Here is a 13,069-nt window from a genome sequence, read left to right as displayed (position 1 = left end):
ACCTCATCAGCCTACGACGTTGACCAGTTTGCCCGGAACCACGATGACGCGCTTGGGCGGACGGCCCTCCAGGAATCGGGCGACCTCTTCCTGGCTGGCTGCCAGTTTCTCGATATCTTCCTTGGCCGCCTTGGCCGCCACGCGGATCGAGCCGCGCAGCTTGCCGTTGACCTGCAGCATCAGCTCGATCTCGTCGGCGACGAGGGCGGCTTCGTCCACATGCGGCCACGGGGCGTCGAGCAGGTCGCCGAGTTCCTTGGCGTAGCCCAGATCCTGCCACAGGTGCCAGGTGATATGCGGCACGACCGGATAGAGCACGCGCAGCAGGACGCCGACGGTTTCGGCATAGGCGGCATCGGCCTCGGCGCCTTCGGGCAGCTTGGCATCATCGATGGCGTTCAGCATCTTCATGCAGGCGGACACGACGGTGTTGTACTGAATGCGCTGGTAGTCGTAGTCGGCCTGCTTGAGCAGACCGTACACCTCGCGGCGCAGGTCCTTGACCGCGGCGGGCGCTTGCGCCCAGTCCGCGCCGCGGGCCAGGCCGCGGGCGATGGCTTCGCGGCGGTTGTAGCTGATGGACCAGAGACGGCGCAGGAAGCGGTTGGAGCCTTCGACGCCGGAATCGGACCATTCGAGGGTCTGCTCGGGCGGGCTGGCGAACATGACGAACAGGCGGGCCGTGTCGGCACCCAGCGTGTCGATCAGCGATTGCGGATCGACGCCGTTGTTCTTGGACTTGGACATCGTGCCCACGCCGCCGTAGTTGATGGCCGAACCGTCCGACTTCAGCTTGGCGCCGACGATGGCGCCGCGGTCGTCGTAGACGTTGTCGACGTCTTCGGGCCAGAAGTACTCGATGCCGCCCTGGGGCGTCTTGCGGGAATAGATGTGGTTCAGCACCATGCCCTGGCACAGCAGCTTGGTGAAGGGCTCGTCGAAGTTGAGCAGGCCCATGTCGCGCATGACCTTGGTCCAGAAGCGCGCGTACAGCAGGTGCAGCACGGCGTGCTCGATGCCGCCGATGTACTGGTCCATCGGCATCCAGTAGTCATTGCGCTGGTCGACCATGGCGTTGTCGTTGCCGGGCGAGGTGTAGCGCATGAAGTACCAGGACGAGTCCACGAACGTGTCCATCGTGTCCGTTTCGCGGCGGGCGGGCTTGCCGCACTTGGGGCAGGCGCAGGACAGGAAGGCTTCGTTCTTGGCCAGCGGGTTGCCGCTGCCGTCGGGGATGAGGTCGTCGGGCAGGACCACGGGCAGGTCCTTTTCGGGCACCGGCACCGGGCCGCAGTCGGCGCAGTGGATGATCGGGATCGGGGTGCCCCAGTAGCGCTGGCGCGAAATGCCCCAGTCGCGCAGGCGCCAGGTGGTCTGCTTTTCGCCCAGGCCCTTTTCGCCCAGGTCGGCCGCGATGGCGTCCACGGCTTCCTTGTAGGACAGGCCGTCGTACTTGCCGGAATTGATCGTGCGGCCCGACTGCTTGTCGCCGTACCATTCCTGCCAGGCGTCGGTGGAGTAGTCCTTGCCGGCCACGTCCACGACTTGCACGATGGGCAGGCCGTATTTCTTGGCGAAGGCGAAGTCGCGCTCGTCGTGCGACGGCACGCCCATGACGGCGCCGTCGCCGTAGGTCATGAGCACGTAGTTGCCGACCCAGACTTCAACCTGCGCGCCGGTGATGGGGTGCGTGACGAACAGGCCCGTGGGCATGCCTTCTTTTTCGCGCGTGGCCATTTCGGCCTCGGTCGTGCCGCCGAGCTTGCACTGCTCGATGAACGCGGCCAGCGGCGCATTGGTGGCGGCGGCGTGCGTGGCCAGGGGGTGTTCCGGCGCCACGGCGCAGAAGGTCACGCCCATGATCGTGTCGGCGCGGGTGGTGAAGACGTACAGCTTGCCGTCCTGGATCAGTTGGCCATCCTGGCCGGCGATCTGGTGGGGGAAGGCAAAGCGCAGGCCCTCGGACTTGCCGATCCAGTTTTCCTGCATCAGGCGAACGCGCTCGGGCCAGCCGGGCAGGTCGTTCTGGACCGCGCCCAGCAGTTCGTCGGCGTAGTCGGTGATGCGCAGGTAGTAACCCGGGATTTCGCGCTTTTCGACGAGCGCACCCGAACGCCAGCCGCGGCCGTCGATGACCTGTTCGTTGGCCAGCACGGTCTGGTCGACCGGGTCCCAGTTGACGACCTGGGTCTTGCGGTAGGCGACGCCCTTTTCGAGCATCTTCAGGAACAGCCACTGGTTCCACTTGTAATACTGCGGATCGCAGGCGCACATTTCGCGCGTCCAGTCGATTGCCAGACCCATCGCCTTCATCTGCTTCTTCATGTAGGCGATGTTGTCGTAGGTCCACTTGGCGGGCGGGACCTTGGACTTGATGGCCGCGTTTTCCGCCGGCATGCCGAACGCGTCCCAGCCCATGGGCATCAGGACGTTGTAGCCGCGCATGCGCAGTTGGCGGGCCATCATGTCGTTGATGGTGTAGTTGCGCACGTGGCCCATGTGCAGCTTGCCGCTGGGATAGGGCAGCATGGAGCACGCGTAGAACTTGGGCTTTTCGGAGCCGTCGGGGTTCTTTGCGTGTTCTTGGACCAGATAGACGTCGCGGGCCTGCCAGTCTTGTTGGGCGGCCGCTTCGACGGTAGTGGGGAGGTAGCGTTCCTGCATGGGCTCGTGCGCGGTGGCGAAAAAGGGGTGAGCCGCCCCATCGCGCCGGGGCGCGGTGGCGGTCAAAACCCCTGATTATAGGAGGTGCTAGGGGCGGGCAGGGGGCGAGGGCATTTCCGGGATGCGCGCACTGGGCGCAAGGGCGCCATAAGCCAGCGTGAGGGCCGCCAGGACGGCGCCCGCCGTGACCACCGCCGGCCAGCCGAAATGGGCGTACAGCCAGGACGATACCAGCGAACCCGAGGCGCCGCCGATGAAGTAGCAGGTGACGTATCCGGCGGTCAGGCGGCTGCGCGCTTCGGGCCGCAGGCGGTAGATGGAACTGGTGTTGGTGACGTGAACGCCCTGGATCGCCAGATCCTGCACCAGGATGCCCGCCAGCAGCGCAACGACCGACACCTGGCCAAACGCCATCAGTCCCCAGGAACCCAGGAGCAGCAGCAGGCCCACGCGGGTGGCAAGGTTGCCCAGTCCGCGGTCGGCAAGGCGGCCGAAGCGGTTAGCGGCGTAGGCCCCGGCGGCGCCGGCCAGGCCGAAAAGGCCAATGGTGGTGTTGCTGTATTCATAAGGCGGGCCGGCCAACAGGAAGGTCAGCGGGGTCCACAGCATGCTGAAGGCGGCAAACAGCAGTCCGCCAATCAGGGACCGGGCGCGGAACAGGGGTTCCTCGACGAACATGCGCAGGATCGACCCCAGCAGGCGCGGGTAGCTCATTGCCGTGGGGCTTTGGTAGCGGGGCAGCACGCGCCACAGGACGGCGGACATGCACAGCATCAGGATGGCGGCCACCCAGTACACCGTGCGCCAGCTGCCTATGTCGGCCAGCGCGCCGGCCGCGGTGCGGGCCAGCAGGATGCCCAGGAGCAACCCGCTCATGACGGTGCCGACGGCCTTGCCCCGTTCGTGGGGCGCGGCCAGCGTGGCGGCGAAGGGCACGAGGATCTGGGCGACGACGGACAGCATGCCGGTCAGGGCGGTGCCCAGGATCAGCACCGCGATGTTGCCGGCAAAGGCCGAGATCAGCAGGCCGCCCGCGGCCAGCAGGTTCATCAACACGATCAGCGCGCGGCGCTCGAACATGTCGCCCAGCGGCACCAGCAGCATCAGGCCTACTGCGTAGCTGAGCTGCGCCGTTGTGACGATGGTGCCGGCGGCAGCATTCGAAATCGAGAACTGCTGACCGATCGTGTGCAGCAGGGGTTGCGCGTAGTAGTTGCTGGCGACCGCCAGGCCGGTCGCCACGGACATCAAGAGGATGATGGGCGCGGTGAGCGTGGGCGTGGATTGCGTAGGAGAAGTCACTGATCTGAGGCTGAAAAGGGTGATGACGGTGGGAGGCAGGCAGCTCAGGCGTCGACGCTGCCGGGCGTTTCCTGGTCTTGCTTGATCAGCAGCTTTTTCAGAAGGCCCGCCAATTGGCGGCGCTCCGCGGCGGACAGCGGTTCCAGCAGATCATTCAGGTCGCTCAGGTAGTCCTTGAGCAGGATCTTGATCGTGCGCAGCCCGTCGGCGGTGAGCGACACGATGACGCCGCGCCGGTCGTCGGGATTGGGACTGCGCACGAGCAGCCCGGCCTCTTCCAGCCGGTCCAGGCGGTTGGTCATGGCGCCGGACGTCAGCAAAAGGGCTTGCACGAGTTTTTGCGGATTCATCGCATACGGCGCGCCGGTGCGGTAGAGCGTGGCGAGCACGTCGAATTCGCCCTGATGCAGGTTGTACTGGCGAAACGTGCGATTGACGTTGCGGGCGGCGAATGCGTTCAGGCGGAAGAGGCGGGCGACCACCGACATGGCGGCGAAGTCCTGCGCAGGGCATTCCCGCGTCCATTGCGAGATCACGAGATCGACAAGGTCATCCATGGCGGCGGGCTGGTGTGTCAATGTGAAGTATCTTCACGTAAAGACAAAATTCTAGCAGCGGCTTGCGGCCGATGCAAAGCGCGCCACCTGCGGAGCCAAAGACGCGCGCAAATGAAGAAGGGCCCGCCTCTTGCGAGGCGGGCCCTTCCCGGCTTGACCGGATACTGCGCGTAATGAAATTACTGCGCGGCGTCCTTCAGCTTCTTGAGCGGGCGAACCTTCACCTTGACCGAAGCCGGCTTGGCGGGGAACCAACGCTCTTCGCCCGTGAACGGATCCTTGCCGAAGCGCTTGGCCTTGGCGGGAACCTTCTGCACGGCGACCTTGAACAGGCCGGGCATCGTGAATTCGCCAGCGCCCTTCTTGTCCACGGAGCCCAGCACCGAGGTTTCCAGGCTGGCCAGGACGGCCTTGACCGACTTGGCTTCGACGCCGGATTGCTCAACGATGTAGGCGATGAGCTGGGTCTTGTTCATCGCGGCCTTGATGGCCTTGGGGGCGGCAGCGACCTTCTTGGCGGCGACGGCCTTCTTGGCAGCCGGCTTCACGGCGGGCTTGGCGGCAGTTGCCTTCTTTGCGGGCGCCTTGACGGCGGTCTTGGTGACTTTCTTGGCAGGAGCTTTAGCTTTCGTGGCCATGGTCAAAATCCGTATGTTGAGGACATGGAGCAGCGCGTGCCGGATATCGGCATTTGACGCTACGCGCCCGATGATAGCGGAAGAGTGGCGGTAAAAGCGGCTTTGCAGCGGGTTTTAAGCCACTGTTTGTTGTTTCCACGCAGAAAAGTGCCTTCTGCAAGGGGTTTCGCAAGAAGTCGTGACGTTCGCTGACGTTCCGACGGCTCGCGTTTGCGGGGCGCGCGCGTGGGCCAATGTACGGCGCAACGTGCGCGCTCAGGGACCATTGCCGCGCATGCGGATGAACCTATCTTGTGGCGCATGTTCCAATTGCGGGCGGCGCGCGCGGCGGGCATGGGCGGAACGTCCCGTGATTCGGACTTGTCCCAAGCGCGTTGCGCGCGCCCGAAGAAAACAGAACATGGAAGTGAAGCAGCTATATGTTGATGAAGAAGTTGGCGGCGAGCCTGCTCGTTGCGACCGCCTGTATATCCAGCGCCATGGCGCAATCGATGCCGGCGCCGGCGCTTTCGGCCAAGGCGTGGCTGCTGCTGGATGAGACCAGCGGCCAGGTCATCGCGTCGCACGCGGCCACTATGCGCATCGAGCCGGCGTCCCTGACCAAGATCATGACGGCCTACGTCGTGTTCGATGCGATGACGAAGAAAGAGCTGACCGCCAACCAGCTGGTCACCATCTCGACGCGGGCCTGGAAGGTGCCGGCGGGCAGCTCCAAGATGTTCCTGGAGCCCAACTCCAAGGTGTCGGTGGACGACCTGCTGCGCGGCCTGATGATCCAGTCAGGCAATGACGCGGCGGTTGCGCTGGCCGAGGCCGTGTCGGGCAGCGTCGAAGCCTTCGTTGCGCGGATGAACGACACCGCCGCCCGGCTGGGCTTGCACGCCACGCGCTTTGCCAGCCCGCATGGGCTGCCGGATCCGAACACGTATTCCACCGCCAGCGACCTGTCGATCCTGGCCACGCGGTTCATCCGGGACTTTCCGCAGCTCTACAAGACCTACGATTCGGCCAGGCAGTTCACGTTCAACAAGATCACTCAGCCCAACCGGAACCGGCTGCTTTGGCTGGATCCCAGTGTGGACGGGCTGAAGACGGGCCATACGGCTTCGGCCGGCTATTGCATCATCGCGACGGCGCAGCGGCCCAATGGCAAGGATCAGCGGCGGCTGATCACGGTGGTGGTGGGCACGGCGTCGGACAAGCTGCGCACGCAGGAAAGCCGCGAGTTGCTGGAATGGGGCTTCCAGGGGTTCAATACCATCAAGCTGTATGCGCGCGGACAGGCCGTGGCCACGCCCGAGGTCTGGAAGGGCGAGACCGACAGCCTGAAGGTGGGATTCTCGCGCGACGCCTACGTGACGGTGCCCGCCGGCGCGAAGGTCGAATCGGCCTGGGCGCCGCGGGCACCGTTGATCGCGCCCATTGCCGCGCAGTCGACGGTGGGCGAACTGAAGGTGACGGTGGACGGCAAGCCCGCCATGCACTTTCCGGTGGTGGCGCTGGAGCCCGTGGCCGAGGCGGGCATCGCCGGGCGCGCGTGGGATTCCATCCGTTTGTGGTGGCGCGGCACAGCGGGTTAACGCAACACGATTCGGAGGCAGGCGATGGCAGTGAGTTTTCCAGGCGGTCCGGCTGCGGCGCCGGGCCCAGACGATCCGCTGGCGCTGCTGTCGGCCTGCCATGGGCGCATCGCACGCCAATGCGCGACGCTGGCGCGGCTGGCGGCGCACCTGCCATCGCACGGCAGCGACACGGCGGCGCAAACCGCTGCCACCAGCGTCCGCCGGTATTTCGACACCGCGGCCGCGCATCATCATGAAGACGAAGAAGAAGACCTCTTTCCAGCCTTGATCGACTCGATGGCGGGGTCGGACGCGGTGTGCCTGCACGCGCTGGTGGACGGCCTGATGGCCGATCATCGCCGCTTGGCGGGCCTGTGGGAACCCTTGCGCCAGACGCTGTCCGAGATCGCGGCGGGGCGGCCGGCGCAATTGCCGCCGCAGCAGGTCCAGGCATTCACCGAGGCCTACGAAGCGCATATCCGGCGCGAAGAGGACGAGTTGCTGCCGATGGCGGCGCGGCTGATACCGGACGACGCGCTGGCTGCGATCGGTCAGGCCATGAAAGCGCGGCGCGGCGGCGAGGCCGGCTGAAAAGGCGCGTTGCGCGGGCGGGGGCGAGCGTTTACCCTTGCCGGACAGGCGGGAACGCCGATGCCAGGGAACAAGACAGGATGATGCTGGGGGGAATGAACGTCGCGCGCCGGCTGTTCGGTTCGTGGGTCGAGGACGTCAACCGGGTGACGCTGCGCGCCGACCTGGCGGCGGGGTTGTTGGGCGCGTTGCTGGTGCTGCCGCAGGGTGTCGCGTTCGCGACGCTGGCGGGCCTGCCTCCTGAATACGGCCTGTATTCGGCCATCGTGCCCTGTATCGTGGCGGCGTTGTTCGGCTCCAGCCGCCATGTGATGTCCGGACCGACCAACGCCAATTCGCTGGCGCTGTTTGCGGTGCTGGCGCCGCTGGCAGCCGCGGGCACCCCCGCCTACATCCAGCTTGCCCTTGCCGTGACCGTGCTGGTCGGGATCATGCAGTGGCTGGTGGGCACCTTGCGGCTGGGATCGCTGGCGCACTTCATTTCGCCGTCGGCGTTGTTTGGTTTTACCAGCGGCGCGGCCGTGCTGATCGCCGTGCATGCGCTCAAGGACGCGCTGGGTTTGCCCTCGACAGAGGCGCATGGTGCGGGCGCGGTGCTGGAAAGCATCGCCACGCATATCGGCCAGGCGCATCCAGGCGCCTTGCTGGTGACGCTTGTCACCCTGGGCACCGCGCTGCTGGCGCGCAGGCTGGACAAGCGCAAGCCTTACATGCTGCTGGGCCTGGCGGCGGGGACGTTCGCGGCGTGGGCCTTCAATTCGGTGGTCACGCCGCAGGCAGGCACGCCGGTGCCTGTGCTGGGGGCAATCGCCCAGCCGTGGCCGCCGTTTCATGTGCCCAGCGTCGACTGGCGCGCGCTGCCCGATCTCTTGAGCCTGGCATTTGCGTTGACCATCGTCGCATTGGCGCAATCCATCTCGATTGCCAAGGCGGTTGCGACGCGATCTGGCCAACGCATCGACGCGAATCGGGAGTTCGTGGGACAGGGCCTGTCCAACATCGTGGGCGGCTTTTTTTCGTGCTACCTGTCCTGCGGCTCGCTCAATCGTTCCATTCCAAACTTCGAGGCGGGCGCAAAAACGCCGCTGGCGTCGGTATTTTCCGCGCTGCTGCTGATGCTGCTGGTGGCGGTGTCGGCGCCGCTTCTGGCGTTGATCCCGCATGCCGCGATCTCGGGGCTGCTGCTGCTGGTGGCCTGGACGCTGCTGGACATTCCGCGCTGGCGCCACCTGTTGCGCACGCAACGCGGCGAATGCGCAATCGCCGCGGCCACGCTGGCCGCCACGATCGCCATCCGCATGGAGGTCGCGATCCTGCTGGGCACGGTGCTGTCGCTCATGGTGTACCTGCACCGCACGTCGCGGCCGGCGATGCGCACGATGGGCTTCGATTCGCGCGGGCCGGATCGCCGCTTCGTCGTCCTTGAGCACCACCCGGACGCCTTGCCGGAATGCCCGCAGCTCAAGCTGCTGCGCATGGAGGGGTCAGTCTATTTCGGGGCGGCCGCGCACGTGGCGCAGCGGCTGCACGATCTGCGTTCGGCGCCGGGCGCGCCGCGCCATCTGCTGGTGATGGCCAAGAGCATGAACTTCATCGACCTGGCCGGCGCGCAGGTCTGGGACGACGAGCTGGCGGCGCGGCGCGCGATGGGCGGCGATCTGTATTTCCATCGGCCCCGGCCCGAGGTGATGGACATGTGGCGCCGCACCGGATTTCTGGCCCGGCTGGGCGAGGACCACATCTTTCCGGACAAGGCGACGGCGTTGCACGAGATCTACGCCAAGCTGGACCGGAACATCTGCGCAGGGTGCACGGCCCGGATTTTTTGGGAATGCCAGCCGGACCGCCCGCAGCGCGACGGTTGAGGCGTTTGGCGGGTCAGGCTTTCTGCGGCGTCTCGGTGCCCAGATAAGCGGCCTTGACCCGTTCGTCGGCCGCGATGGCGGCCGGCGCGCCTTCGGCCAGCAGGCCGCCCCGCACCAGCACCGCGATGCGGTCTGCGTGCTTGAACACGACATCCAGGCTGTGTTCCGTGAAAAGCACCGCAATGCGCTGCGTGTCCGCCAACTGGCGGGTCAGGCGCATCAGCGTGTGGCGTTCGTTGGTGGCCATGCCGGCGGTGGGCTCGTCCATCAAGAGCAGACGCGGCTGGTGCGCCAGCGCCATCGCAAGCTCCACCCGCTTGACGTCGCCATAGGCCAGCGTGCCGCACGCCTCGCTGGCCTTGTCCGCCATCTGCACTTGCGACAGCAGGGTCTTCGCTTCTTCAACCGCATGGCGGCCGGCGCGCCGCCATGGGTTGAACAGCAACCGGTCGCGCGACAGCAGGGCGGTTTGAACGTTTTCCAGCACGGTCATCGAGCGGAAGGTGGCGGCGGTCTGGAAGCTGCGGCCCACGCCCAGCCGGCAGATCTTGCCGGCCGACAGGCCGACCAGTTCGCGCCCGTCCAGCCGCACCGAACCCGAGTCGGGGCGCAACTGGCCGCCCAACACATTGAAGCAGGTCGACTTGCCCGCGCCGTTCGGGCCGATCAGGGCCAGCATGTGGCCGGCTTCCAGGTCGAACGACACATCGGCCAGCGCGTCGATGCCGCCGAAGGATTTGCGCAGGTTGCGCACTTGCAGCAGGGGGGCGGCCGGGGTCATGCGGACCTCCTGCGCAGCCGGGCGGCAGCGCCCGCCAGGCCTTCGGGGAAGGCCATGACGAGCGCCAGGATCGCCAGGCCCAGCACCGCGTGCCAGTACTCGGTGCTGCGCGCCGCGGCATCCTGCAGCCAGGTGTAGGATGCCGCGCCGACGAGCGGGCCGGCCAGCGTCTGGATGCCGCCCAGCAGCACCATCACCAGTCCATCGACCGAGCGGCTGACGGCCAGCACGTCGGGCGCGATGCTGCCCTTGGAAAATGCGTACAGGGAGCCCGCCAGGCCCGCGGCGAACGAGGCGGCCACGAATCCGGCCCACTGGATGCGGCGCGTGTCCATGCCCAGCGCTTCGGCGCGCAAGGCCGAATCGCGCACGCCGCGCAGCGCGAAACCCAGCGGCGAAAACGCCAGCCGGCGCAGCCACCAGACGCCGGCCGCGCACAGCGCCAGCGTGAGGTAGTAGAACCAGGGCCCCTGCGCCAGCCAGGCCGACGGCCACAAGCCCGTCAGGCCGTTGCTGCCGCCGGTCACGTCATCCCATTGATAGGTCAGGGCCCACAGGATCTGCGCGACCGCCAGCGTCAGCATCGCCAGATACACGCCGGACAGCCGCACGCAGAACCACCCGAACACCAGGGCGCCGAACGCGGCGGCAAACGGGCCCAGCAGCAGCGCCGCCTCCATGGGGATGGCGGCCAGTTTCAGGAGCAGCGCCGCGCCGTAGGCGCCCAGTCCGAACCAGGCGGCGTGGCCGAACGAGGTCATGCCCGCCAGCCCGGTCAGAAAGTGCAGGCTGGCGGCGAACAGGGCGGCGATCAGGATCTCGGTCATGAGGATGCTGAGGTAGGGCCAGTACAGCGTCGCGACGGGCACCAGCGCCAGCAAGGCCAGCAGCACGCCATAGGCCAGACGCAGGCGGGGGCCCGCCGGGGATATGGGGCGCTCCGGCATGCCCGCGTGCGAAGTTGGGGCGGGGGGCTTGCCCATCAGGCCCCACGGCCGCACGACCAGCACCACGGCCATCACGGCGAATTCGGCCAGCAGCGTGAGCTTGGACAGGTTGAACACCCACGGGCCGATGGCGACCTGGCCCAGGAACACGAACAGCGCCTTGACCGAGCAGATCAGCACGGCCGCCAGGAACGCGCCCGGCACCGATCCCAAGCCGCCCACGACCACCACGACAAAGGCGCTGGCGATGATTTCCAGATCCAGGCCAAGCGTGGCGGGCACGCGGGGCGCGGCAAGCGCGCCGCCCAGGCCGGCGAGGAACGCGCCCAGCGTGAAGGCGGACGTGAACAGCCAGGCCTGATTCACGCCCAGCGCCGCCAGCATGGTGCGGTTTTCAGCGGCGGCGCGCAGCAGCCGGCCCCAGCGGGTGCGCATGAGCAGCAGCCACAAGAGCCCCAGCACGATGGGGCCGGCGGCAATCAGCAGGAGGTCGTATTCAGGGTAACGGCGGCCCAGGATCTGCACGGCGCCCGACAGGCCCGGCGCGCGGGCCGAGAACAGGTCTTCGGGGCCCCAGATGGCCAGGGCCGCGTCGCCGATGATGAGGACGAGGGCGAAGGTCGCCAGCAGCTGGAAGAGTTCGGGGGCGCGGTAAAGGCGCTTGAGCACCAGAAGCTCGGCCGCCGCGCCGATCAGGCCGGTCGCCAGCGCCGCCAGCAGCAGGCCGAACCAATAACCCGCGCCGCTGCCGAAATGGCTGGTGAAAGTCCAGGCCAGGTAGATGCCCAGCATGTAGAACGAGCCGTGCGCGAAGTTGACCACGCGGGTCACGCCAAATATCAGCGACAGGCCCGCGGCGACCAGGAACAGCGCGCTGGCGTCGGCCAGGCCATTGAGCAGCTGCAGCAGCAGCCCGGACACATTCATCAGTGTGCCGGCCGCATCTTGCGCACCTGTTCGTCAGGCGGCTGCAGCCGCGCGCCGTCGATGTAGGCAAAGTCCTTCATGATGCCCTTGCCGTCCTCGACCGCGGTCACGCCCACGTAGACGCCCATCGTGGATTGATGGTCGATCTTGCGGTACTGGATCGGGCCGTAGGGCGTGTCCACCTTCAGGCCGGCAAAGGCGTCGACGAGCTTTTCCGTGTCCACGGAACCGGCGGCCTTCAGGCCCTGCGCGATCGACATCAGCGATGCGTAGCCGACCACCGACCCGACCTTGGGCGTTTCGTTAAAGCGCTTCTTGTAGGCCTCGACAAAGGTCTTGTTGGCCGGCGTGTCGATGGCATACCAGGGATAGCCGGTGACGATCCAGCCGGTGGGGGTGTCGGCGCCCAGCGGTTCCAGATATTCGGGTTCGCCGGACAGCAGCGACACGACCGGCATGTTTTCAAAGAGGCCGCGCGTGTTGCCTTCGCGCACGAAGCGCGTCAGGTCGGCGGCGAACAGCACGTTGAAAATGGCGTCGGGTTTGGCGTCGGCCAACGCCTGCACCACCGCGCCGGCATCCACCTTGCCCAGCGGCACGGCCTGTTCCGCGACGAATTCCACGTCGGACTGGAACGACTGCATCATGGCCTTGAACGTGGCCACGGCGGATTGCCCGTATTCGTAATTGGGGTAGACGATTGCCCAGCGCTTCTTGCGCAGGGCCAGCGCCTTGGGCGCCACCGCCGCCACGTGCATCCACGTGGACGGACGCAGGCGGTAGGTGTAGCGGTTGCCTTCCTGCCAGGTGATCTTGTCGGTCAGCGGTTCGGCGGCCAGGAAGAACACCTCTTGCTGCTTGGCGAAATCGGTCAGCGCCAGGCCGGTGTTGGAAAGGAACCCGCCGAACAGCAGCTCGACTTTTTCGCGCGCCAGCAGTTCCTGTGCGGCGCGGACCGAGTCACCCGGATTGCCGTTGTCGTCGCGCGAGATGACTTCGAGTTTGCGGCCCAGCACGCCACCCGCGGCGTTGACCTCTTCAAGCGCCAGTTGCCAACCCTTTTTGTACGGGCCCAGGAAGGCGGGAATGGCCTTGTAGCTGTTGATCTCGCCGATGCGGATGGGCGGTTCCTTGTCTTTGGCGGTGGCGGGGGCGGCCGGAGTCAGGGCCAGGGCCAGGATCGCGGGCGCAAGCGCGCGGCGCAGCAAAGTGAGGCAGGGACGGATCATGGTGGA

At 66.7% G+C, this 13,069-nt stretch carries 10 protein-coding genes; 3 read left to right on the top strand and 7 right to left on the bottom strand.

The features are described from left to right. Window positions 1-6: 6 nt before the first annotated feature. The 4 genes from leuS to V6V88_RS20045 all read right to left on the bottom strand — a co-directional run bounded on the left by leuS (window position 7) and on the right by V6V88_RS20045 (window position 5,161). Window positions 7-2,664: a leucine--tRNA ligase gene (leuS, locus tag V6V88_RS20060; RefSeq protein WP_338616099.1), complete on the bottom strand. Its 2,658-nt coding sequence runs from the start codon at window positions 2,662-2,664 to the stop codon at window positions 7-9. Window positions 2,665-2,751: 87 nt separating this feature from the next. Continuing rightward, window positions 2,752-3,912: an MFS transporter gene (locus V6V88_RS20055; RefSeq protein ID WP_223576539.1), complete on the bottom strand. Its 1,161-nt coding sequence runs from the start codon at window positions 3,910-3,912 to the stop codon at window positions 2,752-2,754. A gap of 98 nt (window positions 3,913-4,010) precedes the next feature. Continuing rightward, window positions 4,011-4,523, bottom strand: a complete 513-nt coding sequence (locus V6V88_RS20050) for a MarR family transcriptional regulator (protein WP_223576437.1) — start codon at window positions 4,521-4,523, stop codon at window positions 4,011-4,013. 179 nt (window positions 4,524-4,702) lie between these two features. Then, window positions 4,703-5,161 (bottom strand): HU family DNA-binding protein, encoded by a 459-nt coding sequence (locus tag V6V88_RS20045; protein WP_056322817.1) that lies wholly within the window; start codon window positions 5,159-5,161, stop codon window positions 4,703-4,705. A 419-nt stretch (window positions 5,162-5,580) separates the two neighbouring features. On the opposite strand from V6V88_RS20045, the gene V6V88_RS20040 reads away from it, so the two are divergent. The 3 genes from V6V88_RS20040 (at window position 5,581) to V6V88_RS20030 (ending at window position 9,179) form a co-directional block, all read left to right on the top strand. Further along, complete coding sequence (locus V6V88_RS20040; protein ID WP_280001267.1) at window positions 5,581-6,741, top strand: D-alanyl-D-alanine carboxypeptidase; 1,161 nt, start codon at window positions 5,581-5,583, stop codon at window positions 6,739-6,741. Between the two features lie 24 nt (window positions 6,742-6,765). Continuing rightward, entirely contained in the window at window positions 6,766-7,314 is a 549-nt protein-coding gene (locus V6V88_RS20035; RefSeq protein WP_223576435.1) for a hemerythrin domain-containing protein, read from the top strand. Window positions 7,315-7,409: 95 nt separating this feature from the next. After that, complete coding sequence (locus tag V6V88_RS20030) at window positions 7,410-9,179, top strand: SulP family inorganic anion transporter (RefSeq protein WP_062842269.1); 1,770 nt, start codon at window positions 7,410-7,412, stop codon at window positions 9,177-9,179. Window positions 9,180-9,192: 13 nt separating this feature from the next. Here the strand turns inward: V6V88_RS20030 and V6V88_RS20025 are convergent, their stop codons facing one another. Genes V6V88_RS20025 through V6V88_RS20015 form a run of 3 tightly spaced genes read right to left on the bottom strand, consistent with a single transcriptional unit; the run spans window position 9,193 to window position 13,063 of the window. Continuing rightward, window positions 9,193-9,960, bottom strand: coding sequence for an ABC transporter ATP-binding protein (locus V6V88_RS20025; protein ID WP_062842268.1), 768 nt, complete (start codon window positions 9,958-9,960; stop codon window positions 9,193-9,195). Beyond that, window positions 9,957-11,834: an ABC transporter permease gene (locus V6V88_RS20020; RefSeq protein WP_142053972.1), complete on the bottom strand. Its 1,878-nt coding sequence runs from the start codon at window positions 11,832-11,834 to the stop codon at window positions 9,957-9,959. The genes V6V88_RS20025 and V6V88_RS20020 overlap by 4 nt, the downstream gene beginning before the upstream one ends. Then, window positions 11,834-13,063: an ABC transporter substrate-binding protein gene (locus tag V6V88_RS20015; RefSeq protein WP_223576433.1), complete on the bottom strand. Its 1,230-nt coding sequence runs from the start codon at window positions 13,061-13,063 to the stop codon at window positions 11,834-11,836. Before V6V88_RS20015 ends, V6V88_RS20020 begins: the two co-directional genes overlap by 1 nt. Between the last annotated feature and the right edge of the window lie 6 nt (window positions 13,064-13,069).

Origin of the sequence: Achromobacter sp. E1, from assembly GCF_037039475.1 — a bacterium.
Taxonomy (GTDB): domain Bacteria; phylum Pseudomonadota; class Gammaproteobacteria; order Burkholderiales; family Burkholderiaceae_B; genus Achromobacter; species Achromobacter mucicolens.
Note: the sequence above shows the minus strand (reverse complement) of the source record. Positions and strands in the feature narration are given on the sequence as shown.